This is a genomic window from Streptomyces sp. NBC_00012, from assembly GCF_045040875.1.
Taxonomy (GTDB): domain Bacteria; phylum Actinomycetota; class Actinomycetes; order Streptomycetales; family Streptomycetaceae; genus Streptomyces.
In genome coordinates, this window is sequence record NZ_CP108309.1 from 6,856,842 (window position 1) to 6,878,139 (window position 21,298).

Genomic DNA, 21,298 nt, shown 5'->3' on the forward strand with positions numbered 1-21,298 from the left:
AGCGGTGCGGGAGGGTCAGGCGGCGGGCGTCGAACCGAACGGTGGCCGTTCGCCGCTGAGTTGCTCCGGGCTGCGGTTCGCGGCGACCAGGAGTGTGATGGCCGTGCCCACCACCGCCCACGCGGACAGCACCAGCAGGGAGCCGGTGACGGCGTTGCCCTTGAAGTAGGCGATCGAGCGGGCCACCCAGGTGCCCGCCCCGGGCGGCAGCGCGGGGCCGATCGCCCGCCAGAAGTCCGGGATCAACGGCAGCGGGTAGGCGCCGCCGGCGCTCGGGTTGCCCGCGATCACCACGATCAGGACGGCCAGGCCGATGCCGACGATGCCGGTGAGGGCCTGGAGGGCGAGGGTGATCATGCCGACCGCGAAGACGGTCAGTGCGCCCAGGCCCGACAGGGCCCAGAAGCTTCCGGGCAGGGCGCCGAGGATCGGGCCGATGATGATCGCGCCGCCGATTCCGCCCGCGATCGAGTACAGCGCCATGACGCCGGTCCGGATCACCGCGCGCCGGCGGTTGGCGGGCTTGGCGCCCGCGCTGATCGCCAGGATCGAGGCGCAGAGGTAGCCGCCGACGCACCAGCCGACGACCAGGTAGAACGACGAGATCCCGTTGAAGTCCTGGTCGGAGGCAGGGGCCAGGTCCACGGCCCGCACCGTGCGCTGCTGGGTCCGGTCTACCTCCGTGATGATTTTCGTCAGGGTGGTGGCCAGCGAGGTGCCGCCGCCGGAGGCGACCAGCACGGTGTCGGTCGTGCCCCGGGGGTTGACGATCAGGGCGCCGTCGATCTTGCGATCGAGGATCTGCTCACGGGCCGTGGCCGCGTCGGCGACCGTGCGGGGGTCCAGCGGGCCGCCGGGGAGATCCTTCAGCTCGGTGAGGAGCTGTGCGGAGATCTGCCGGGGCGCGACGAGGCCGAAGGGCACGTCCGTCGGCTTCGGCTTGTGCAGCGCCCCGACGTAGGACGCGATGAACAGCAGTTGCAGTCCGAGCACACCGATGACGAGCAGTGCGGCCCGTGGAGTGACGGCGTTCTTCACCTCGTCAGCGAAAGTCATGCCCCCCACGCTCCGGGGCGCCGGTTGTTCGTGCAGGCGGGGCTGGGCCGAACGGCTGACCGGACCTCTCGCGGGCCGCCGGTCCGGGAGGGAGCCGCACCCTTGCTATCGCACGAATGTTCGAAACTTGGTCTATGGTGGAGACAAGGGGGGTGAGTACGGATCGGTCCAGGAGGTGCAGATGCCCGGGTTCACGCATCTGCATACCGTTTCCGGGTTCTCCCTGCGGTACGGGGCATCGCACCCGGAACGGCTGGTGGAGCGTGCCGCCCAGCGGGGAATGGACGCGCTGGCGCTGACCGATCGCGACACCCTCGCGGGCACGGTCCGCTTCGCCAAGGCCTGCGGAAAAGCCGGGATACGGCCGCTCTTCGGGGTGGAGCTCGCGGTGGGGACCGCGACGGCGGAGCATACGGGAGAGGGCGGGTCCGCACAGCGGCCGCGGACCCCGGTCCGCGGCGGCGCCTTCATCGACGAATCCGCACCCCGGGTCACCTTCCTCGCCCGGGACGGCGCCCGGGGCTGGGCGGAACTGTGCCGTCTCGTCACCGCCGCCCACGCCCCCGCGCCCGACGGCGCCGGACAGCCCCTGGTCGGCCGGGCCGAGCTGCCCGCCGAAGGGCTCACCGTGCTGCTCGGCCCCGCCTCCGACGTCGGCAGGGCGCTGGCCGCAGGCCGCCCGGACCGGGCCGCCGCGCTGCTCGCCGGCTGGCGGGAGATCTACGGCGACGACCTGCGCCTCGAAGCCGTCCACCACGGGCGCGAAGGCGCCGGGCCCGGTTCGCTGCGGCTCGCCGCCCGTACCGTCGGCCTCGCCGCCGAGCAGGGGGTGCGGGCCGTGCTGACCAACGCCGTCCGGTACGCCGACGCCGGACAGGGCCCGGTCGCCGATGTACTCGACGCGGCCCGCCGGCTGGTCCCCGTGGACCCTCGCCGTGCCCCGCTCGACAGCGGGGAACGCTGGCTGAAGGACGCCCGCGCGATGGCGGAGACCGCCGGGCGGATCGCCTCCGCCGCCGGTCTCGGCAAGGACGCCGGGGCGCGGCTGCTCGCGGAGACCCGGCGCACCGCCGACGCCTGTGTCGTCGATCCCGAGGGCGACCTCGGTCTCGGCTCCGTCCACTTCCCCGAACCGGAACTCGTCGGCGCCGGGCGGCGCACCGCCCAGCGGGTGCTGGCCTCCCGCGCAGCCGCCGGCATGGTGCTGCGCGGCTACGACCGCAGGCGCGACTACTGGGAGCGGATGCACCAGGAGCTGGACATCATCGCCCACCACAGCTTCGCTTCCTACTTCCTGACGGTCGCTCAAGTGGTGGACGACGTGAGGGAGATGAAGGTGCGGGTCGCCGCCCGGGGCTCCGGGGCGGGATCCCTGGTCAACCATCTCCTCGGGATCGCGCACGCCGACCCGGTCGAGCACGGGCTGCTGATGGAGCGCTTCCTGTCCAGGCGCCGCTTCGTGCTGCCCGACATCGACATCGACGTGGAGTCCGCCCGCAGGCTCGACGTCTACCGCGCGATCATCGGGCGCTTCGGCGCCGAGCGGGTCGCGACCGTCGCCATGCCCGAGACCTACCGGGTGCGCCACGCCGTCCGGGACGTGGGTGCCGCGCTCTCCATGGACCCGGCCGAGACCGACCGGCTCGCCAAGGCCTTCCCGCACATCCGGGCCCGCGACGCCCGCGCGGCCATGGAGGAACTGCCCGAACTGCGCGAAGTGGCACGGGAGAAGGACCGGTACGGACGGCTCTGGGAGCTGGTGGAGGCGCTGGACGGACTGCCGCGCGGCATCGCCATGCACCCGTGCGGGGTCCTCCTCTCGGACGCCACGCTGCTGCGCCGTACGCCGGTCGTGCCCACCAGCGGCGACGGCTTCCCGATGGTGCAGTTCGACAAGGAGGACGTGGAGGACCTGGGGCTGCTCAAGCTCGATGTGCTGGGTGTGCGGATGCAGTCGGCGATGGCGCACGCGGTCGCGGAGATCGGGCGGGCCTCGGGGCGGGCCGTGGACCTGGACGCCGTGGAGCCGGACGACCCGGAGACGTACCGGTTGATCAGGAGCGCCGAGACGCTGGGCTGCTTCCAGATCGAGTCGCCGGGCCAGCGCGACCTGGTCGGCAGGCTCCGGCCGGCCGGCTTCCACGACCTGGTGGTCGACATCTCGCTGTTCCGCCCCGGGCCGGTCGCCGCCGACATGGTGCGGCCGTTCATCGAGGCCAGGCACGGCCGGGCCCCCGCACGCTACCCGCACCCCGATCTGGAGGGACCGCTGCGCGAGACGTACGGAGTGGTCGTCTTCCACGAGCAGATCATCGAGATGGTCGACATCATGACCGGCTGCGGCCGGGACGAGGCCGACCGGGTGCGGCGCGGGCTGTCCGACCCCGGATCGCAGGACCGGATCAAGGTGTGGTTCGCGCAGCGGGCGGCGGAGAGGAAGTACGGCGCCGAAGCGATCGCCCGGACCTGGGAGATCATCGAGGCGTTCGGCAGCTACGGCTTCTGCAAGGCGCACGCGGTCGCCTTCGCCGTGCCCACGTACCAGTCGGCGTGGCTCAAGACGCACCACCCGGCGGCCTTCTACGCTGGACTGCTCACCCACGACCCCGGGATGTACCCGAAGCGGCTGCTGCTCGCGGACGCGCGGCGGCGCGGGGTGCCGGTACTGGGACTGGATGTGAACCGGTCGGCGGCCACCCATCGAATCGAACTGGTGTCCGATGGTGGGGGAGGGAAGGGCATCTGGGGGGTGCGGCTCGCACTCTCGGACGTTCACGGCATCGGCGCGGCCGAGGTCGCCCGGATCGAGGCCGGACAGCCCTACACCTCGCTGCTCGACTTCTGGCAGCGCGCCAGGCCGGGCAGGCCGGCCGCCGAACGGCTGGCCCGGGTGGGCGCGTTGGACGCGTTCGGCGCCAACCGCCGCGATCTGCTGCTACACCTGTCCGAACTGCACCGCGCCCAGCGGGGCGCGGGATCCGGCGGTGGACCGGGCGGGCAGCTGCCGCTCGACGGCGGACACCGGACCGGCTCCATCGGCCTGCCCGACCTCGACGACACGGAACGGCTCAGCGCCGAGCTGGGCGTCCTGAGCATGGATGTCTCCCGCCACCTGATGGACGATCACCACGTCTTCCTGAAGGAGCTCGGCGTGGTCTCCGCCAAGCGGCTGCGCGAGGCACGGCACGGGGACACCGTGCTGGTCGCGGGCGCCAAGGCGGCCACCCAGACCCCGCCGGTCCTTCACCGCACCAAGTCAAGCCCGTACGGGGAAGCGACCGCGCGGGAGCCGCAGCGGATCATCTTCGTCACCCTCGACGACGCGACTGGCCTGACAGATCTGGCTTTCTTCGCCGACAGCCAAGCCGACTGCGCACACACGGTCTTTCACAGCTGGCTGCTGCTGGTCCGCGGGAAAGTCCAACGCCGTGGGCCGCGTTCGCTCAGTGTTGTCGGCTCTGCCGCGTGGGATCTGATGGAACTGGCGGAGTTGCGCCGGTCCGGAGGGCTCGATGCTGTGGCGGACCGTTTGGCGGAGCGCCAGGAGCGCCCTGCCCCTGAGCCGGGAAAGCGTGGCCGAACGATTCAAGTGGCCAACGGCGTCGAGATGGATCCATGGGCGGATCTCAGGCCCGCTGGCGGTGACTCCATGGAAGGCGGCAAGTTCTGGCATTCCAGTCCTGGAAGCGCAGGGTGATGGAGATGGCCATTATCTATATCCAGGCGCCGGGACCGCCTTGGGAAACGTGGGAGACGCTCCTTCAGGTCCTGGGCGACATCACTCCGGTCGTCGAGGCCGTTCCTCCCGACGCCGCATTGGCGGATGTGAGTGGGAGCGTCCGCTATTTCGATTGCGACGCTGTTGGGATTGCGCGACTCGTGCGTGTGCGCGTGTTGGCGTTGTACGGCCTTGACTGTGCTGTCGGTGTGGCTCCCAATCCCATGCTCGCCAGGATGGCCGGGCATCACGGACCGCCTGGTGCCGTTCGCTGTGTCACGGACACCCCGCAGGGAATATCCGGCTTCCTGAATCCAAAGCCAGTGGCGGCCCTGTACGGAGTGGGACCGAAGACGGCTCGCGTGCTCTGCGAGTACGGGTTGGACAGTATCGGTAAGGCGGCAGGAGTTTCTGAGGCCACCCTGCAGAGGATCCTGGGTGCGAAGATGGGGCGTCTTGTGCACGAACGGGCCCATGGTATTGACCGGACACGCGTGGTGCCGCACGCTCCGCCCAAGTCGGCCAGCGCTGAAACGCGATTCGGCAGGCATGAGATCGATGGATCCGTACGCCGCGGCGCACTGCTCGGACTTGCCGTTGATATCGGGAGGAAATTGAGAACGGACGGCCAGGTGGCCCGCGCGCTTGCACTCACAGTTCATTACGCGGATCGGTCCACGACCACCCGGAGACGAGTGCTTCCAGAACCCACGGCTCACACTCCGGTACTGGCGGGCACCGCACAAGCGCTGCACGATGCCTTGGGACTTCAGCGGGCACGGGTAACAGCCCTTTCCCTGAGAGTCGAGGACCTGGCAACCGTTCGGCTCTCCAGCCAGCAGCTCACCTTCGATCGGCAGACGGAAAGCGCCCGTCGACTCGAACCGGTCCTCGACCGTATTGCCGCAAGATGGCCTGGCTCGGTGGGGCCGGCGACCCTCGTCCGACGGTGACAGCGCCACAGCTGCCTTCGAGTCTCAACTCGCCTGAACAGGAGCCCTGTTGGCTCCCTGTCCTGCCGCACTCGACCTGCCTCACGCCCCGGTCGAGCGGGTCACCATGCCCATGGTCACCCGCGAGGGTGACCGTCGCCGCGAGCAGTCACTTTCGCTCCAGCGCGGCCAGCCGCAGCTCGAGCTGGTCGACCCGGTGCCGTAGCAAGGTGACCTGGGCTTCCAGGCTGACTTCTCGTTCCGCCCTGCGCTGAATGCGCGGTGACGCGGCGGCGCGCTCGATCACCGCGTCCAGCTGGACCAGGCGCTGCGGCCCGTTCGGGCCGTCCACCAGCTTCGACCGGATCTCGCCGTTGCGGTACCAGGACCGCAGAGCCGAGCGGGAAACGCCGGTCTCGGCTTCCGCCCTGGCCAGTGTGACCCAGGGTGTCTCGTCCAGCTGCTCGAACAGCTCCAGCTCATTCTGCCAGCGCGCGAGCCGGTCCTCCCAGTCCGACGGTGTCTCCATCAGACCCTCCCTTCAGCATGGTGACCCTGTCAATAACACTGTATTGACAGGGTTGGCACCATGGAACCATGACATTTGAAAGGTTCACGGTGAAAGCCCGCCAGGTGGTCGTCAGGGCCCAGGAGCAGGCGAGGCTGCTGAAGCACAACCACATCGGCACGGAGCACATCCTGTTGGGGCTGCTCGACGTGCCGGACGGCATGGCGGTGAAGGTTCTGTACGAGCTCGGGTACGACAAGGAGACGGCGCAGGCCGATATCGCCGCGGTGGTCAAGCCCGGCACAAAGGAGCTGAGCGGCCATATCCCGTTCGCGCCGCGCGCGAAGAAGACGCTGGAGCTGGCCCTGCGCGAGGCGCAGCAGCTGCACCACAACGACATCGGTACGGAACACATCCTGCTCGCCCTGGTCAGGGAGGGTGAGGGCGTCGGCGCGAAGGTGCTTGCCGAGCGGATCAATCCGATCAGCAAGGTCCGTGCCGCGGTGCTGGCATCGGTGGAGGGATCACAGGACGTCGCGGCCGGCCCATGGCCGGCCGGCACGCCTGCCACCGAGGACACCGTCTCCACCGCCAGCGCGCTGGCCGGTGGCGCACCGGTCGGCAGCCATCACCTGCTTGAGGCGATGCTGCGGGCGGAGAACAGCATGGCGGCCAGGGTGCTGCGCGAACTCGGGGTCGACCCGGACGCGGTCGCCGCCAAGATCGACGAACTGGATCCGGAGACGACCACGGACGCGAACCCGGAGGAAGCCGCCGCGCGCAAGATGGAAATCCGGCTGGTCGACGACGAGGTGCACCTGATCCTGCGGGATCCGGCAACGGTCACGATCGCCAAGAAGGTCACCGAACTGTCCGACGGCCCGATCCAGGGCGTCGGACCGGTCGCCGGCATGTTCGTCCCGCTCTGGCGGTCGACCAATCAGCTGCTGCAGCAGATCCAGCGCATGCTGGAACCGGAACCCGATGACGAGGACGGATCCGCCGCGAGCAACGTGGCCAAGGCCGTGCGCACGGTGCTCGCACCCCGGCTCCGCCGGTGAACCGGCTGATCAGCGGGCCGGACCCGGTCGGTGGACAGGCGAGGACGCGGGCCCGGTGAGCGCAACCATCGCCATCGTCGGAGCAGGCCTGGGCGGCCTGGCCCTTGCCCGTGTGCTGCACGTGAACGGCATCGACGCCGTCGTGTACGAACGTGAACCGTCACGCGGCGCGCGCGGTCAGGGCGGCATGCTCGATCTGCACTCCGGGACCGGGCAGCAGGCGATGCGCGAGGCCGGCCTGATCGATGAGTTCCACGCGATCGCCCGCCGTGCAGGCCAGGACCTGCGTCTTCTCGAGCCGGACGGCACCCTGCTGCTGCAGGAGGACACGCCCGACGACGCCCCGCTGGAGCGACCCGAGGTCGACCGTGCCGATTTGCGCGACCTGCTGCTGGGCTCTCTGCCCGAACATGTGGTGCGCTGGGGGCACGCGTTGGAATCCGCCGACGACGGTCTGCTGCACTTCGCCGACGGCAGCAGTGCGACGTACGACCTGCTGGTCGGCGCCGACGGCGCGAACTCCCGGGTCCGTGCACTGCTCACCGACGCCCGACCGGCGCACACTGGCCAGAACGTCGTCGAGCTCGGTATCCCCGACATCGACCGCACCCACCCCGACCTCGCGGCGATGGTTGGGCGCGGCAACTACTGGGTGCTCGGCAACGGACAGTCCCTGTCGGCACAGCGCAACGGCGACGGCTGCGTACGCATCGGCCTCAGCTTCCACAACACCGCCGAGGACTGGTTCGCCACCAGTGGGATCCCGTTCGGCGACCCGGCCGCCGCCCGGATGCGGCTGATCGACCTGTTCACCGGCTGGGACCCACGGTTCACCGCGCTGATCGCAGCCTGCGACGACACGGTCCTGCCACGGGCGATCACCACGCTCCCGGTCGGCCTGACCTGGCCGTCGAGGCCAGGCGTCACGCTGCTCGGCGACGCCGCGCACCTGATGCCGCCGGTGGGGCAGGGCGCCAACATGGCGCTGCTCGACGGCGCCCTGCTCGGCCTCGCGCTGGCCGCGCACCCGGACGACCTCCCCGCCGCCGTCAAGGAATACGAACGCGAGATGTTCGAACGCACCAGCGTCGCCGGTCGGCAGTCCGCGTACGTCCAGGAGATCCTGGCGTCGCCCGACGCCGGCCGGAAAATGCTCGCGTTCTTCCAACCGGGCTGAAGGCAACCGCATACGACCGGGCAACCGGCACTCGACGCCGACCCGCAGCCGTACGCTCCGGGAATCCACCGCCCACTCCGCGGAGCTCATCGCACCCGTGTACCGGATCCATGACTCGTTCGCCCTGCAGCGGGCCCGGGCGCGGGGGATCGCGCTGCGCGCGGAGCGGGTGATGGGGCGTGAGCGGGCCGCTCACCAGCTGTCGTTCGACCCTGGCGGGCCCGCCGGATCGAGGCGGTGGCGGACCGGCTGCGGGACAGGTTCGTCCCACGGGCCGTGATGCCGGGGCGGTTCACGGCCCGATCGCTCCGCCGTGCTCGCCCGACTGGTGGATCATCACTTTTTACCGACGCGTAACTTCCCAGGCCGCCCTACTCGCGCGTAATTTGGCACGGGAACACGGATGAATCAGCAGTCAGATCTGTGGTCCGGGCCGCAGGTGTACAGACATCGCAACTCCCTTGATCCGCAAGGAGACCACACGATGCTGCCCTGGACACGTGCGTCGCGCACCCCACGCGCGCGGAGAACCCTCGCCGCACTGCTCCTCGCCGTCGCCGCAGCCGCCACCCCCACGGCCACTGCCGCTGCAGCCACCCCCACCGCCGCCACGGCCACCTCACGTGGCTGGAACGACTACTCCTGCAAGCCGTCCGCAGCCCATCCCCGCCCCGTCGTCCTGGTCCACGGAACCTTCGGGAACTCGATCGACAACTGGCTGGTCCTCGCCCCCTACCTGGTCAACCGGGGCTACTGCGTCTACTCGCTCGACTACGGGCAACTGCCCGGTGTGCCGGTCTTCAACGGACTCGGCCCGGTCGACAAGTCGGCCGGACAGCTCGCCTCGTTCGTCGACAAGGTGCTCGCCGCCACCGGCGCGGACAAGGCCGACCTCGTGGGCCACTCGCAGGGCGGCATGATGCCGAACTACTACCTGAAGTTCCTCGGCGGGGCCGCCAGGGTGAACGCCTTGATCGGGATCGCGCCCGACAACCACGGCACCACCCTGCTCGGTCTGACGAAACTGCTGCCGTACTTCCCGGGAGCCGAGGACCTGCTGAACGCCGGCACCCCCGGTCTCGCCGACCAGGTGGCGGGCTCCCCGTTCATCACCAAGCTCAACTCGGTCCCCGACACCGTGCCCGGAGTGCACTACACCGTCATCGCGACCAGGTACGACGAGGTCGTGACCCCGTACCGCACGCAGTTCCTGGACGGGCCGGACGTGCGCAACGTCCTGCTCCAGGACCTGTGCCCGGTGGACCTCTCCGAACACGTGGCGATCGGCACCGTCGACCGGGTCGCCTACCACGAGGTGGCGAACGCACTGGACCCGGCGCACGCCACCCCCACCACCTGCGCCTCGGCCGTCGGGTAGCAGAAGCCGCGGTGCGAGGGGTCCGGGCGGTCCCGGACCCCTCGCACCGCCGGATCCGGGCGGTCCCGGTCGGCGGATCCTCCGTACCGCCGTCAGCGGCGACTGGCACGATCTACCCATGACGACGATCGACTGGGACTCCGCGGCCGACTCCTTCGACGAGGAACCCGACCACGGACTGCTCGACCCGGTGGTCCGGCACGCCTGGGCGCGGCGGCTGGAGAGCTGGCTGCCCGCCGAGCGCTCCGAGGTGCTCGACCTGGGGTGCGGCACCGGAAGCCTGGCCTTGCTCGTCGCCGGGCAGGGCCACCGGGTCACCGCCGTCGACCGCTCCCCCCGCATGGTGGAGCAGGCGCGGGCCAAGCTCGCCGGGACGGGCACCGAGATCTCGCTCGGGGACGCGGCCCGGCCGCCGGTCGGCAATCAGCGGTTCGACGTGATCATGGTCAGACATGTGGTGTGGCTGCTGCCCGACCCGACGGCGGCGCTGCGCCACTGGTTCACCCTGCTGCGGCCCGGCGGCCGGCTGATCCTGATCGAAGGCGTCTGGAACGGCGTCGGCCTCTCCGTCGGGCAACTGGCCGGAATTCTCTCGGAGTTCACCGAACGCGTCAGCCACGAGCCGCTCTCCGGCGATCTGGATCTGTGGGGCAAGCGGGTCGACGACGAGCGCTACGCCCTGGTGGCCCGCGCCGAACCGCCGCACCGGCACACCGAGGTCGTCGACGTCCACCTGATCCTCCGCCGCGGCCCCGAGGTCCTGCTCGCCCGCCGGGCCGGCACGGGATACGCGGACGGGCTGTTCAACGCCCCGTCCGGACACGTCGAGGACGGCGAGGACGTCCGCGAGGCGATGATCCGTGAGGCGGCCGAGGAGATCGGTGTCGAACTCGGCGCGGACGAGCTGCGGGTCGCCCTGGTCATGCAGCACCGGGGCCCCGGCGGTGCTCCCCGGACCGGTTGGTTCTTCGAGGCGGAGTACGACCCCGACCGCCCGCCGTACAACCGCGAACCGGACAAGTGCTCCGAGCTGGCCTGGTTCCCGCTGGACGCCCTCCCGGACGATGCCGTCGCCTACTGCCGGGCGGGGTTCGAGGGATACCGGGCGGGGGAGCACTTCCTGATCCACTGGCACGAGGACGGCGACGCCGTGGCGTACGAGCCGAACGGCATCCGCCGCGCCGTTCCGCTGCCCGCGGCCCGGTCCGGCGGGGTGCACCACATCGAGCTCTGGGTGCCCGATCTGGCGGTGGCCGAGCGGGGGTGGGGCTGGCTCCTGGGAGAGCTGGGCCATGTCCCCTACCAGCGCTGGGAACACGGGCGCAGCTGGCGACGCGGCGACGGCTATGTCGTGGTCGAGCAGTCACCCGATCTGGCCCCGGGGCCGCACGACCGGCACCGACCCGGGCTCAACCACCTGGCGTTCCACGTCCGCGACCGGGCCACCCTCGACGCACTGGTGGCAAGGGCCCCGGAGCACGGCTGGCGGCCCCTCTTCCCGGACCGCTACCCGCACGCGGGCGGCGAAGGGCACACCGCCGCCTACCTGGAGGACGCCGCCGGGTACGAGGTGGAGCTGGTCGCCGGAGTCCGGCAGCCCCGCCCGGCACCGGCGGAGCCGGAGCCGTACACCGACGTGTGGGCGCAGCGCCGCGACTGAGGGCTGTCCGAAATCCCCGGCTGGCGTGCGGGGCCGTCCCGTCGTCGGACTGCCGTCTGCCGTCTGCCGTCTGCCGTCGGCCGTCTGCCGCTCGGCGCCCGGCACGCACGCCCGGGGCCACTGCCCCGCCGGCCGGTCAGGCCGCCAGCAGTGCCGCGAAGCCTTCCGTGCGGGCCAGGTGCTCCAGCTCGTCCAGCGCCCGGAGCGCCGCGTCGGCCGCCGCGGGGTCGCGTGCGGCCAGACCGCTCTCCTCGAACTCGTCCTCGTCCAGCCGCAGTACGGACGAGCCGTCCGCCGACACCCACAGGTCCAGGTCCAGGTCCTCCACCAGCAGCTCCCCGTCCCGCAGCACGGCGGGACGGGTGATGTCGCAGTACCAGCCCTTGAGTCCGCCCGCGCCGGTGCGGACCTCCTTCACGGCGAACCAGCGGTCGCGCCAGTAGTGCTCGGTGAACACATCGCCCGGCTCGAACCGCACGAAGCCGAAGTCGCGGACCCCCGGCGCCGCCCACGGCGCGCGCACCGTCACCCGGGTGCCGTCGTCGCGTACCACGTCCGCCGGGTAGCGGATCTTGGTTCGTCCGGCCTTCACCAGAGCGACCACCAGAGCGGACTCAGCCGAGCTTGCGGACATGGCGCACCTCCGTGGCACAGATCTCGTAGCCGAACCACCGGTTGACCGCCAGCATCGGCCCGTTGTCGGCGTCGTTGCCGGTGTACGCGTCCGTATATCCGGCGGCGCGAGCCCGGTGCAGCGAGTCGTTCTTGGCGAGCTTGGCGAGGCCCCGGTTGCGGTACGCCCGGCGGGTGCCGGTCATCCCGGACATGTACCGGGTCAGGCCGTCGGTCTGCGCGGCGCTGAACGCCGCCACTTCCCCGTCCACCACCGCGACCGAGGTGAGCTCGTGGTCGAGCCCGGGGGCCCGCCACGTGTGGTTCAGCCAGTCCTCGTAGTCGGACAGCAGAGCCGGGGTGTCGCTCGGCTCGTCGGCGGTGGTCTCCGCGTCGGCCTCGAAGAGCGGGCGCGGGTCGTCCGCGAAGTCCGCGGCGGTACGCAGCTCGACGCCCGGCGGGAGCTCCTGACGGGGCGGCAGCGATCCGTCCGTCAGATCGAGGTGGAGGAAGTGCGCCGGGCGGCTCGGCGTGTAGCCGCGCTTCTCGGCGAAGGCCAGGTTCGACGGGGTTTCGAGCACCCAGGTGTAGACCGCCGTCGCGCCCTCGCGCGCCAGGTACTCCTCGGCCGTGCGCAGCAGCAGCGCACCGGCCCCGAGCCCGGTGCGGTCCGGATGCGTGTACACGTTGCAGAACCCCTGGCCGGGTTCGGGGCTGTCGTGGACGATGCCGACCTGCGCGGTGCCGATGAGCTCCCCGTCCACCTCGGCGACCAGCGGCCGGGAACGCTTGTCGGGATGGGCGGAGGCCAGCTCGGAGATGACGGATTCGGGTGTCGTCACCATGTAGGGCAGAGCGGCACGCCGGACCCGTACCCAGCCCTCCGCGTCGGTCGGGAGGAAGTCACGAACGATGACAGTCATGGGCCGGACGTTACGCGTGGGCCGCCACCGGCCGCGCCTGAATTTCCGGTGGTGCGGCGGACGTGGGGGAGAATCGGGGCGTGACCCTGAAGATCGCTCTTGATCCGGACGCCGGTACCGCCCCGTACGAGCAACTGCGCACGCAGATCTCCGAACTGGCCCGCTCCGGTGCGCTGCCCGTCGGTTTCAGACTTCCCACGGTGCGCGGCTTCGCCGGGGAACTCGGCCTCGCCGCCAACACCGTCGCGAAGGCGTACCGCGCGCTGGAGGCCGACGGAGTGATCGAGACCCGTGGCCGCAACGGCACGTTCATCGCTGCCGCCGGTGACGCGGCGGACCGTCACGCGGCCGCCGCGGCACAGGAGTACGCGGAGCAGGCGAGGCGGCTCGGCCTGTCCCGGGACGAGGCGCTGTCCCTGGTGCGGGACGCGGTGCGGTCGGCGTACGGGACGCAGTGAGCCGGGAGCGGGGCGACGGCCTGTCAGAGGTACAGGCCCGCGTCCGCTCCGGAGTCCTGTTTCGGCACCGACGCGGGACCGCTGCCGCGACGCAGCGCGTACAGCTCGGCCAGCGTCGCGCCCTCGCGGCCGAGCCCTTCCTCCGTGCCCAGCCAGGACACCGCCTCGTCCCGGGTCAGTGACCCCACCTCGATCCTGGCGAGGCAGCGGCCGGGCCTGACCACGGCCGGATGGAGCCGCTCCAGGTCCTCGTTGGTGGTGACGCCCACCAGCACGTTGCGGCCCTGCCCGAGCAGTCCGTCGGTGAGGTTCAGCAGCCGGGACAGCGCCTGGCCCGCGGTGTGCTTGGCCTCGCCCCGGATCAGCTCGTCGCAGTCCTCCAGCAGCAGCAGCCGCCAACGGCCCTTGGACGTGCCCTCGTCCTCGCCGATCGCGATGTCCATCAGATAGCCGACGTCGTTGAAGAGCCGCTCGGGGTCGAGCACGCAGTCGACCTGGCACCAGTCCCGCCAGGAGCGCGCGAGTGTGCGCAGCGCGGACGTCTTGCCGGTGCCCGGCGGACCGTGCAGCAGGAGCAGCCGGCCCGCGATGTCGTCGGGCGTGACCTTCATCAGCCGGTCCATGGCCTCGGCCACCGGCTTCGTGTAGTTGCCGCGGACCTCGTCCCAGGTGCCGGCGGCGATCTGCCGGGTGGTGCGGTGCGGGCCGCGGCGCGGGGAGACGTACCAGAAGCCCATCGTCACGTTCTCGGGCTGGGGTTCCGGCTCGTCCAGGGCGCCGTCCGTCGCCCGTTCGAGGATCTGCCGGGCCAGCTCCGGGCTGGTCGCGGTGACCGTGACGTCGGCGCCGCGGCTCCACCGCGAGATGAGCAGCGTCCAGCCGTCGCCCTCGGCGAGCGTGGCACTGCGGTCGTCGTCGCGGGCGGCGCGCAGCACCTTGGCGGCCGGGGGCAGCAACGTCGCCCCGGCCTTGACGCGTTCCAGCGAGGAACTGTGCGAGTAAGGCTGCTCGCCCGTCGCGAAACGGCCGAGGAACAGCGCGTCGACCACGTCCGACGGGGAATCGCTGTCGTCGACGTTGAGCCGGATCGGCAGAGCGGACTCAGGGTTGGCGGACATGGCGCCCATGATCCGGCACGGGGGTACCCGGCGCACCCGGGTTTCACCGTCTTCCTCCCTCCGCCCGCTGACGGCCCGTCGCCCCGGGGCGACGTGATCCCGCTGGTGGTCACGGATGCGACGCGGGCTCAAGGGGCGTGCAGGGGCACTCGATTCATGGACACAAGTTGGCATGCACACTTCCGGTGGGGGTGCCGGTACTGCTACCACGTACTCGGCAGACCGGGCGGAGATCCCGCCGGTCGGTCCCAGGGAGGCTCCATGAAACTGTCCAGACTCTCGGCGCTCTCGTCCTCGCTCCTGCTCGGTGCCGTACTCGCCCTGACCGGAGCGGCCACCGCCGACGCCGCCCCTTCCGTCAATGCCGTCGACTACGTAGCCCTCGGCGACTCGTACTCCTCGGGTGTCGGATCCGGCAGTTACGACAGCGCCAGTGGCGAGTGCAAGCGCAGCACCAAGGCGTATCCCGTGCTCTGGGCCGCCGCCAACTCGCCGGCCTCGTTCTCCTTCGCCGCTTGCTCCGGCGCTCGTACGGGTGATGTGAGGGCCAACCAGCTCGGCCCGCTCAACTCCTCGACCGACCTGGTCTCGATCTCCATCGGCGGCAATGACGCGGGCTTCGCCGATGTCATGACCACCTGTGTCCTCCAGTCGGAGGCCACCTGCCTCAACCGGATCGCCACGGCCCGCAGCTATGTCGGGACCACCCTGCCCGGCAACCTCGACTCGGTGTACTCGGCGATCCAGGCCAAGGCGCCGTCAGCCCGTGTCGTGGTGCTCGGTTACCCGCGCTTCTACAAGATCGGCGGCAGCTGCGCCGTCGGTCTGAGCGACAAGGTGCGTACGGCGATCAACGACGCGGCCGACTATCTCAACTCGATGACCGCCAAGCGCGCGGCCGACCACGGCTTCGCGTTCACCGATGTCGCGGGGAGGTTCACCGGTCACGAGATCTGCTCCGGCAGTGCCTGGCTGCACAGCGTCAACTGGCTCAACATCGGTGAGTCCTACCACCCCACCGCCGCCGGACAGTCGGGCGGCTACCTGCCCGCCCTCGACTCGGCGGCCTGACAGCACCGCCTCGTGCGCCGGGCCCGTTCGGCCTTCCGGCGGGCAGGAGGCCCCTGTTCGCCGGGGTCTCCTTCCGGCGGGGCGCAGGGACGGCCTCGGTCCGTGGGCGGGACCGTGGCCGGAGTGCCCCGTCCGTTTCCGGTCTGTCCAACTCGCCCTGAAATCGGGCGGATTCACGAGTGAGGTGTCAACCTCTGTATGTGTGTGCGGAATCCCGTGACCGGGATACACGAGTGTCGCCGCGGGGCGATAGGGTTAACCTGGCCGGGCCGGGTGCCCTCGTACGGGTGGGGAGTGACATGGAACAGATAGCGATGCGGAGCAGGCCGCGTGTGCCTGCCATCACATGCGGGAGCGGTGCTACGAGTTCGCGCCTCGACCGCCATCTCGCGGTGCTCGGCGGCCCTGCCGTGTCACAGCGGGAGGCTGCGGAGGCGACCCTGCTGATGCGCGAGCTCACCTCGCGCGATGCCGCCCACCGTCATCGGAGCAAGAGTGCGCGGGTCTCGCTCTTCGCGCCGCTGCGACGACTGAGGCGTTCACTCTTCGGCAGCCGCCGCTGACCCGACGGCCCGTCACGACCGCTCGACCGGTCCTCCGCCCGGGCTCCCCGGCCAGGGTCTGTCGCCCGGCCCCCCGCTCGGGGCCGTGGGCGACCACACCGTCCCGGCGCTGCGCTGCTGTCCGCCCTCCCGTCTCCCCGGGGCCCACAGCAGCGCTTCAGTGTGTTCGCGGGGCATCGGAGGGTGACGGCGGGACCTTCTGGAAGCACTTCGGTGTCGAATCACTTCTGGGCCGTACGCATGGCCGGAGAGCCAGGGTCTTTCGTTTGGATCAGGCCGGATCAGGGAGCGGGGTCCGGTGCCGTGCATCGCAAGGCGGAGGAGGTCACTCGCCGCCGCTCGCGTAACGCCGTACGGACGAGGTCACTCGCCGCCGCGTGCGTAACGCCGTACGGACAGCGGGACGAACACCGCCAGGAGCACCACCGACCAGGCGAGCGTCCCGGCCACCGGGTGGGTGACCGGCCAGGCGGCGTCGGCGGCCGGGGACGCGTTGCCGAACAGGTCGCGGACGGCCGAGGCCACGGCGCTGATCGGGTTCCACTCCGCGACCGTCCGCAGCCAGTCGGGCAGATTGCCGGTCGGGATGTACGCGCTCGACAGCAGCGGCAGGACGAAGGTGGTGCTGCCCAGCTGTCCGGCCGCCTCCTCGTTGCGGATCAGCAGGCCCAGCCAGCAGCCCACCCAGGACGTGGCGAAGCGGAACAGCAGCAACAGCCCGAAGGCGCCCAGGGCGGCGAGCGGGCCGCCCTCGATCCGCCAGCCGACCGCGAGCCCGACCAGGATCAGCGGGACCATGCCGACGGCCGTGGTCAGCAGGTCGGCGGTGGTCTGGCCGAACGGAACGGCGGGCCGGCTCATCGGCAGTGTGCGGAGACGGTCCATCACCCCGCGATGGCAGTCCTGCGCGGACTGGAACATCCCGGTCATGATGCCGCCCGCCGCCGTCGCGGCCAGCAGACCCGGCACCAGGAACGCCCGGTACTCCTGGCCGGGCATGGCCAGCGCGCTGCCGAAGACGTACCCGAAGAACAGCAGCATGGTGATCGGCATGGTCTGGGTCAGGATCACCACGCCCGGGGCCGCCTTGATCCGCTGCAGATGGCGGCCCAGCATGGCCAGGCCGTCGGCGACGGGCGTGTTCGTGGCGGGCGCGGCGGGCCGCTCGTGGATCAGCGTCGTGCTGCTCATGCTGCCGTCTCCTTCAGTGGCGGGGAGGTGCGGACGTCGCCCCGGTCGGTCAGGCGCAGGAAGACCTCGTCGAGCGTCGGCGGGCGCAGGCTCGCGTCGACCAGCGGTACGCCCGCCGCGTCGAGTTCGCGGACGATACGGGGGAGGGTGAGCGAGGCGTCGTTCGCGACGGCGCCCACGGTCCGCCGCTCGTGGTCGAGCACCGGTTCGGCGCCGGTGAGCTGGTCGAGCACGCCGGCCGCCGGGACCAGCGCCGACTCGTGGGCGACGACCACCTCGGCGTAGCTGCCGATGCGGGACTTCAGCTCGGCGGGGGTGCCGCGGTGGGCGGCCCGGCCCCGGTCGATCAGCACGATGTCGTCGGCCAGCTGATCGGCCTCCTCCAGGTACTGAGTGGTGAGCAGCACGGTGGTGCCCCGGCCTGCCAGCTCCCGGACCGCCGCCCAGATCTGGTTGCGGCTGTGCGGGTCGAGGCCGGTGGTCGGCTCGTCCAGGAAGAGCACCCGCGGGCGGGTCAGCAGGCTGGCGGCGAGGTCGAGGCGGCGGCGCATGCCGCCCGAGTAGGTGCGGGCCGGGCGGTCGGCCGCCTCGGCCAGCTCGAAGCGTTCGAGGAGCTCGTCGGCGCGGGTGCGTGCCGCGGGGGCGCGGAAGCCTTGCAGCTTGGCGAAGAGGCGCAGGTTCTGCCGGCCGGACAGCTCGCCGTCGACCGAGGCGTCCTGCCCGGTGACCCCGATGGCCGCCCGCACCGCGCCCGCCTCGCGCACCACGTCGTGGCCGGCCACCCGGGCGCTGCCGCCGTCCGGCGCGGTCAACGTGGTGAGCACCCGGACGGCGGTGGTCTTGCCCGCACCGTTCGGCCCCAGGATTCCGCAGACGGTGCCCTCGGCGACCGCGAGGTCGAGCCCCCGCAGCGCGTGGACATCGCCGTATCGCTTCTCCAGACCTTCACTAAGTACAGCGTACGTAGTCGTCATGCGACCCACCGTACCGCACTACGTACGGTGTACGTAACTACGATGGTGGGCGAGGTGATGATCGATGGTGGGGCGACCCGCTGTACCCGAAGTGATCTGGGCGCGCCCCGAGCGTGCGGGCCGGGGCCCCAGGCCCGCGTTCAGCCGAGCGGACATCGCGGCGGCCGCCGTCCGTATCGCCGATGCGGAGGGCTTCGACGCGGTGTCGATGCGCAAGGTCGCGGCGGAGGTCGGTTGCGGCACGATGTCGCTCTACAACTACGTGCCGCGCAAGGAGGACCTGCACGAGCTGATGCTCGACGCGGTCAGCGGGGGGTACGACTTCCCCGAGCCGTCCGGCGACTGGCGCGCCGACCTCGTCGCGCTCGCCCACCAGACCCGCGCGATGATGCACCGCCACACCTGGGTGCCCCGGCTGATGTCACCCGTGTACGGCTTCAGTCCGAACGCGCTGCGGTACCTGGAGTACGCGCTCAGCTGCCTGGACGGGGTCGAGGCACGGTTCGGCGAGAAGATGGAACTCATCGCGATGGTCAACGGAGTGGTCACCACCTATGTGGCCAACGAGATCGCCACGGCGGAGCGCAGCCGGTCGCTGCCCTGGTCCGAGGAGCAGGAGAACGCCGCGCGCACCGGCTATCTGATCAGCCAGATCGCGACCGGACAGTACCCGCGGATGGCGGCGGGGTTCGCCGAGGACCCGGGACCGATCGATCTGGACGGGGTCTTCGACCGGGCGCTGAACCGGGTGCTGGGCTCCTTCGACCGGTAGCCCTGCCCGGCGCCCCGTCACAGCAGCGCGAACTGCCCGTCCGGGCCCTCCTCCTGATGGCCGAGCACCGACGCGGGCCGCCGGGCCGTGGCCGCGACCGGCAGGACGCCTATCGTCCGGAGCTCGGTGGCGGTGATCCGCGGACCGTCGGCGAGGCCCTCCTGCCGGGGCCGGACTCCGTCGAGCAGGGCGAGCAGGGTGATCAGCTCCAGCAGCTCCGAGGTCCACTCCTGCGGCCAGGCCCGGGGCCGTATGGCTTCCAGGCCGTCCGCACCCTCCGCGCCGGCCGCCGACCGACGCTCGAACCAGAGCTCCAGCATCCGGACCCCGCCCACCCGGAACTCCCACGCCCCGGCCGGCACCGGCGAGATGCGGCCCGTCCCCACGGTGAGCGTCTGGCTGTCCGCGTCGTACTCCAGCCCGGCCGGTACGGGCGGAACCGCGGCCCGCACATAGGGCCGCCGCCCGCCGGGCAGCCGCGGGCGCTCCGCGCCGCGGGCCCCTCGCAGTTGCAGCCGCAGCAGCTCCCGGCCCAGCTCCACCCCGGCGGACCAGCGAGCGGTGTCGGCGGGCAGCGGCACCACGCACCCGGCGGGGGAGTGGCGGGCCGCCGCGAGCACCCAGGCCAGCACCGAACGGGCGGTCACCGAGTCCCCGTGGCGGGCGCGCAGCAGGGCCAGCAGCCCGGGTGCCAGATTGGGTTCGTGGCCCCCGGGGCGCCGGTAGAGCGGCCGGATCCGGCCGGGCCGGCCCGCGGGGGAGTGGCCGTCCGGCAGCAGCGCCGTCACCGACAGGGCGGGGCCGGTGTCCCGGGGCACGTACCCGTGCTCCACGGCGAAGAGCTGGTGCCCGTCGGCGACCCGCCACAGCTCGGGGCGGGCGGCGTCGATCAGGCGGTGGTCGGGGAGCAGCCACTGCTCGTCGAACGGGCCGTGCGCGATCCGTACCGGCTTCGGGCAGGGCCCCTCCTCGCGGGCGAACCGGCCGGTTCCGGTGGTCTGTCCGGGCAGTGCCGCCACCGGGGTCCGCGGGGTGCGGGAACGGGTCGCCCGGAACAGCCGCTCGCGTTCGCCGGCCGGGGCCCGCACCAGCCGCTCCCAGCGCGCCTCGAGGGAGGCGGCGTCGGGGGCGATCACCCAGGGGCGTCCGGTGCGCAGCGGCCGCACGGACCAGGGCATCAGGTCGTCGAGGAGCGGGGCCTCCACGTCCCCGGCATCACCGGAGCCGCCCGCCGCCCGTGCCGCCACCGTGTCGTCCTCCCCGTCGCCACGTCCGCCCGCCCTCCTGGGCATCGTATCCGCGCCCGCGCGGTGCGGGCCGGGGCTTCGGGGGACCGGTGGGTCAGTGCGCTTCCAGGGTGACCGAGAAGGAGAACCGGTCGCCCCGGTAGCGGATCTGCGCCACGTCGACCACCTGGCCGCTCTCGTCGTACGTCACGCCCGTGTAGAACAGGATCGGGCTCAGCAGCGGGACCTGGAGGAGTCCGGCGGTGGCCGGGTCGGCCAGCCGGGCCTCGACCGTGTCGGTGATGCGCGAGATGCGGACGCCGACCCGGTCGCGCAGCACCTTGGTCATCGGCCAGCGTTCGAGATCGGCGACGTCCAGACGGGCCGCGACCTCCGGACGCACCACGTTCTCCGCCCAGTTGGTGGGTTCGTCGCTGTCCCCGTCGCGGCGCAGCCGGCGGTAGCTGACCAGCTCGGCGCAGTCGGGGAAGTACTCGGTGAGCTCCCCCGGCACGGAGACCGGGCCGTGGCCGAGCACGGAGGCCCGCTCGCCCGACTGCTGGGCCACGATCGCGTCGATCGAACCCAGCAGCCGGACCGGCGAAACCCGGCGGGCGCGCGGCTCGATGAAGGTGCCGCGCCGCCGGTGCCTGCTGATCAGCCCTTCCGTCTCCAGTTCCTTGAGCGCCTGGCGCATCGTCAGGACGCTGACGCCGTAATGCGCGGCGAGCTGTTCCTCGGTCGGCAGCCGCGCCGAGGCGTCCTTGGCGCGGCCCAGTATCGAGGCGCGCAAGGACTGTGAGACCTGGTACCACAGCGGCAGCTTGCGGTTGAGCACCAGCGAGTCGGGGGCGAAGACCGGCCCCGGGGAGATCTTGGGCGTCTGAGGCACCTGGGGCC

The 21,298-nt window shown here is 71.5% G+C and carries 19 protein-coding genes and 2 pseudogenes; 12 read left to right on the forward strand and 9 right to left on the reverse strand.

Features of this window, described 5'->3' with window-relative positions; genetic code table 11:
- Window positions 1–15: 15 nt before the first annotated feature.
- The gene (locus OHA19_RS31380; RefSeq protein WP_405711184.1) at window positions 16–1,056 is read right to left on the reverse strand and encodes a DUF3533 domain-containing protein; all 1,041 of its coding nucleotides are present in this window, start codon (window positions 1,054–1,056) and stop codon (window positions 16–18) included.
- A 181-nt stretch (window positions 1,057–1,237) separates the two neighbouring features.
- Here OHA19_RS31380 and OHA19_RS31385 point away from each other — a divergent pair, with 181 nt between their 5' ends.
- From OHA19_RS31385 to OHA19_RS31395, 3 genes and pseudogenes are all read left to right on the forward strand, one after another.
- Window positions 1,238–4,753 (forward strand): DNA polymerase III subunit alpha, encoded by a 3,516-nt coding sequence (locus OHA19_RS31385; protein WP_405752378.1) that lies wholly within the window; start codon window positions 1,238–1,240, stop codon window positions 4,751–4,753.
- Window positions 4,754–4,758: 5 nt separating this feature from the next.
- Window positions 4,759–5,727 (forward strand): hypothetical protein, encoded by a 969-nt coding sequence (locus OHA19_RS31390; RefSeq protein ID WP_405711180.1) that lies wholly within the window; start codon window positions 4,759–4,761, stop codon window positions 5,725–5,727.
- Between the two features lie 49 nt (window positions 5,728–5,776).
- Window positions 5,777–5,866 (forward strand): annotated as a pseudogene (locus OHA19_RS31395) (IS5/IS1182 family transposase); the annotation flags it as partial.
- Between the two features lie 9 nt (window positions 5,867–5,875).
- Here the strand turns inward: OHA19_RS31395 and OHA19_RS31400 are convergent.
- Window positions 5,876–6,235, reverse strand: coding sequence for an excisionase (locus tag OHA19_RS31400; protein WP_405711178.1), 360 nt, complete (start codon window positions 6,233–6,235; stop codon window positions 5,876–5,878).
- Between the two features lie 68 nt (window positions 6,236–6,303).
- On the opposite strand from OHA19_RS31400, the gene OHA19_RS31405 reads away from it, so the two are divergent.
- The 5 genes and pseudogenes from OHA19_RS31405 to OHA19_RS31425 all read left to right on the forward strand — a co-directional run bounded on the left by OHA19_RS31405 (window position 6,304) and on the right by OHA19_RS31425 (window position 11,490).
- Window positions 6,304–7,275 (forward strand): Clp protease N-terminal domain-containing protein, encoded by a 972-nt coding sequence (locus tag OHA19_RS31405; protein ID WP_405752380.1) that lies wholly within the window; start codon window positions 6,304–6,306, stop codon window positions 7,273–7,275.
- Window positions 7,276–7,330: 55 nt separating this feature from the next.
- Window positions 7,331–8,452 (forward strand): FAD-dependent oxidoreductase, encoded by a 1,122-nt coding sequence (locus OHA19_RS31410; RefSeq protein WP_405711174.1) that lies wholly within the window; start codon window positions 7,331–7,333, stop codon window positions 8,450–8,452.
- Between the two features lie 28 nt (window positions 8,453–8,480).
- Window positions 8,481–8,809: pseudogene (locus tag OHA19_RS31415) on the forward strand (hypothetical protein); the annotation flags it as partial.
- 127 nt (window positions 8,810–8,936) lie between these two features.
- The gene (locus tag OHA19_RS31420) at window positions 8,937–9,830 is read left to right on the forward strand and encodes an esterase/lipase family protein (protein ID WP_405711173.1); all 894 of its coding nucleotides are present in this window, start codon (window positions 8,937–8,939) and stop codon (window positions 9,828–9,830) included.
- Between the two features lie 118 nt (window positions 9,831–9,948).
- A complete protein-coding gene (locus OHA19_RS31425; protein ID WP_405752383.1) occupies window positions 9,949–11,490 on the forward strand; it encodes a trifunctional class I SAM-dependent methyltransferase/NUDIX hydrolase/VOC family protein in 1,542 nt (513 codons plus the stop codon).
- 136 nt (window positions 11,491–11,626) lie between these two features.
- Here OHA19_RS31425 and OHA19_RS31430 read toward each other — a convergent pair whose 3' ends face one another.
- Both OHA19_RS31430 and OHA19_RS31435 read right to left on the reverse strand, forming a co-directional pair.
- Window positions 11,627–12,124 carry a DUF402 domain-containing protein gene (locus OHA19_RS31430; protein ID WP_405711170.1) on the reverse strand — a complete coding sequence of 166 codons (498 nt, stop codon included), beginning with the start codon at window positions 12,122–12,124 and terminating at the stop codon, window positions 11,627–11,629.
- Window positions 12,105–13,025, reverse strand: coding sequence for a GNAT family N-acetyltransferase (locus OHA19_RS31435; protein WP_405711168.1), 921 nt, complete (start codon window positions 13,023–13,025; stop codon window positions 12,105–12,107). Before OHA19_RS31435 ends, OHA19_RS31430 begins: the two co-directional genes overlap by 20 nt.
- 80 nt (window positions 13,026–13,105) lie before the next feature.
- On the opposite strand from OHA19_RS31435, the gene OHA19_RS31440 reads away from it, so the two are divergent.
- Window positions 13,106–13,483, forward strand: coding sequence for a GntR family transcriptional regulator (locus tag OHA19_RS31440; protein WP_405711167.1), 378 nt, complete (start codon window positions 13,106–13,108; stop codon window positions 13,481–13,483).
- Window positions 13,484–13,506: 23 nt separating this feature from the next.
- Here the strand turns inward: OHA19_RS31440 and OHA19_RS31445 are convergent, their stop codons facing one another.
- The gene (locus tag OHA19_RS31445) at window positions 13,507–14,601 is read right to left on the reverse strand and encodes a DUF5925 domain-containing protein (RefSeq protein ID WP_405711165.1); all 1,095 of its coding nucleotides are present in this window, start codon (window positions 14,599–14,601) and stop codon (window positions 13,507–13,509) included.
- 261 nt (window positions 14,602–14,862) lie between these two features.
- On the opposite strand from OHA19_RS31445, the gene OHA19_RS31450 reads away from it, so the two are divergent.
- Together OHA19_RS31450 and OHA19_RS31455 are read left to right on the forward strand one after the other, a co-directional pair.
- Window positions 14,863–15,672 (forward strand): SGNH/GDSL hydrolase family protein, encoded by an 810-nt coding sequence (locus OHA19_RS31450; protein ID WP_405711163.1) that lies wholly within the window; start codon window positions 14,863–14,865, stop codon window positions 15,670–15,672.
- Window positions 15,673–15,971: 299 nt separating this feature from the next.
- Complete coding sequence (locus OHA19_RS31455) at window positions 15,972–16,235, forward strand: hypothetical protein (RefSeq protein WP_405711161.1); 264 nt, start codon at window positions 15,972–15,974, stop codon at window positions 16,233–16,235.
- Between the two features lie 363 nt (window positions 16,236–16,598).
- Here OHA19_RS31455 and OHA19_RS31460 read toward each other — a convergent pair whose 3' ends face one another.
- Both OHA19_RS31460 and OHA19_RS31465 read right to left on the reverse strand, forming a co-directional pair.
- Window positions 16,599–17,351 (reverse strand): ABC transporter permease, encoded by a 753-nt coding sequence (locus OHA19_RS31460; RefSeq protein WP_405721303.1) that lies wholly within the window; start codon window positions 17,349–17,351, stop codon window positions 16,599–16,601.
- A gap of 71 nt (window positions 17,352–17,422) precedes the next feature.
- Window positions 17,423–18,400, reverse strand: a complete 978-nt coding sequence (locus OHA19_RS31465) for an ATP-binding cassette domain-containing protein (RefSeq protein ID WP_405711159.1) — start codon at window positions 18,398–18,400, stop codon at window positions 17,423–17,425.
- 64 nt (window positions 18,401–18,464) lie between these two features.
- Here OHA19_RS31465 and OHA19_RS31470 point away from each other — a divergent pair, with 64 nt between their 5' ends.
- On the forward strand, window positions 18,465–19,172 hold the full coding sequence (locus OHA19_RS31470; protein ID WP_405711157.1) for a TetR/AcrR family transcriptional regulator: 708 nt from the start codon (window positions 18,465–18,467) through the stop codon (window positions 19,170–19,172).
- 17 nt (window positions 19,173–19,189) lie between these two features.
- Here OHA19_RS31470 and OHA19_RS31475 read toward each other — a convergent pair whose 3' ends face one another.
- Both OHA19_RS31475 and OHA19_RS31480 read right to left on the reverse strand, forming a co-directional pair.
- Window positions 19,190–20,464, reverse strand: coding sequence for a type ISP restriction/modification enzyme (locus OHA19_RS31475; RefSeq protein ID WP_405711155.1), 1,275 nt, complete (start codon window positions 20,462–20,464; stop codon window positions 19,190–19,192).
- 49 nt (window positions 20,465–20,513) lie between these two features.
- The gene (locus OHA19_RS31480) at window positions 20,514–21,290 is read right to left on the reverse strand and encodes a GntR family transcriptional regulator (RefSeq protein WP_405752386.1); all 777 of its coding nucleotides are present in this window, start codon (window positions 21,288–21,290) and stop codon (window positions 20,514–20,516) included.
- Between the last annotated feature and the right edge of the window lie 8 nt (window positions 21,291–21,298).

Excerpts from the sequence above, each read along its gene's own strand:
- OHA19_RS31455 (WP_405711161.1), top strand. The coding sequence starts at position 15,972 with ATGGAACAGATAGCGATGCGGAGCAGGCCGCGTGTGCCTGCCATCACA.
- OHA19_RS31425 (WP_405752383.1), top strand. The coding sequence starts at position 9,949 with ATGACGACGATCGACTGGGACTCCGCGGCCGACTCCTTCGACGAGGAA.
- OHA19_RS31405 (WP_405752380.1), top strand. The coding sequence starts at position 6,304 with ATGACATTTGAAAGGTTCACGGTGAAAGCCCGCCAGGTGGTCGTCAGG.
- OHA19_RS31390 (WP_405711180.1), top strand. The coding sequence starts at position 4,759 with ATGGCCATTATCTATATCCAGGCGCCGGGACCGCCTTGGGAAACGTGG.
- OHA19_RS31420 (WP_405711173.1), top strand. The coding sequence starts at position 8,937 with ATGCTGCCCTGGACACGTGCGTCGCGCACCCCACGCGCGCGGAGAACC.
- OHA19_RS31465 (WP_405711159.1), bottom strand. The coding sequence starts at position 18,400 with ATGACGACTACGTACGCTGTACTTAGTGAAGGTCTGGAGAAGCGATAC.
- OHA19_RS31460 (WP_405721303.1), bottom strand. The coding sequence starts at position 17,351 with ATGCTGGGCCGCCATCTGCAGCGGATCAAGGCGGCCCCGGGCGTGGTG.
- OHA19_RS31380 (WP_405711184.1), bottom strand. The coding sequence starts at position 1,056 with ATGACTTTCGCTGACGAGGTGAAGAACGCCGTCACTCCACGGGCCGCA.
- OHA19_RS31435 (WP_405711168.1), bottom strand. The coding sequence starts at position 13,025 with ATGACTGTCATCGTTCGTGACTTCCTCCCGACCGACGCGGAGGGCTGG.
- OHA19_RS31385 (WP_405752378.1), top strand. The coding sequence starts at position 1,238 with ATGCCCGGGTTCACGCATCTGCATACCGTTTCCGGGTTCTCCCTGCGG.
- OHA19_RS31400 (WP_405711178.1), bottom strand. The coding sequence starts at position 6,235 with ATGGAGACACCGTCGGACTGGGAGGACCGGCTCGCGCGCTGGCAGAAT.
- OHA19_RS31475 (WP_405711155.1), bottom strand. The coding sequence starts at position 20,464 with ATGCCCAGGAGGGCGGGCGGACGTGGCGACGGGGAGGACGACACGGTG.
- OHA19_RS31445 (WP_405711165.1), bottom strand. The coding sequence starts at position 14,601 with ATGTCCGCCAACCCTGAGTCCGCTCTGCCGATCCGGCTCAACGTCGAC.
- OHA19_RS31450 (WP_405711163.1), top strand. The coding sequence starts at position 14,863 with ATGAAACTGTCCAGACTCTCGGCGCTCTCGTCCTCGCTCCTGCTCGGT.
- OHA19_RS31470 (WP_405711157.1), top strand. The coding sequence starts at position 18,465 with ATGGTGGGGCGACCCGCTGTACCCGAAGTGATCTGGGCGCGCCCCGAG.
- OHA19_RS31430 (WP_405711170.1), bottom strand. The coding sequence starts at position 12,124 with ATGTCCGCAAGCTCGGCTGAGTCCGCTCTGGTGGTCGCTCTGGTGAAG.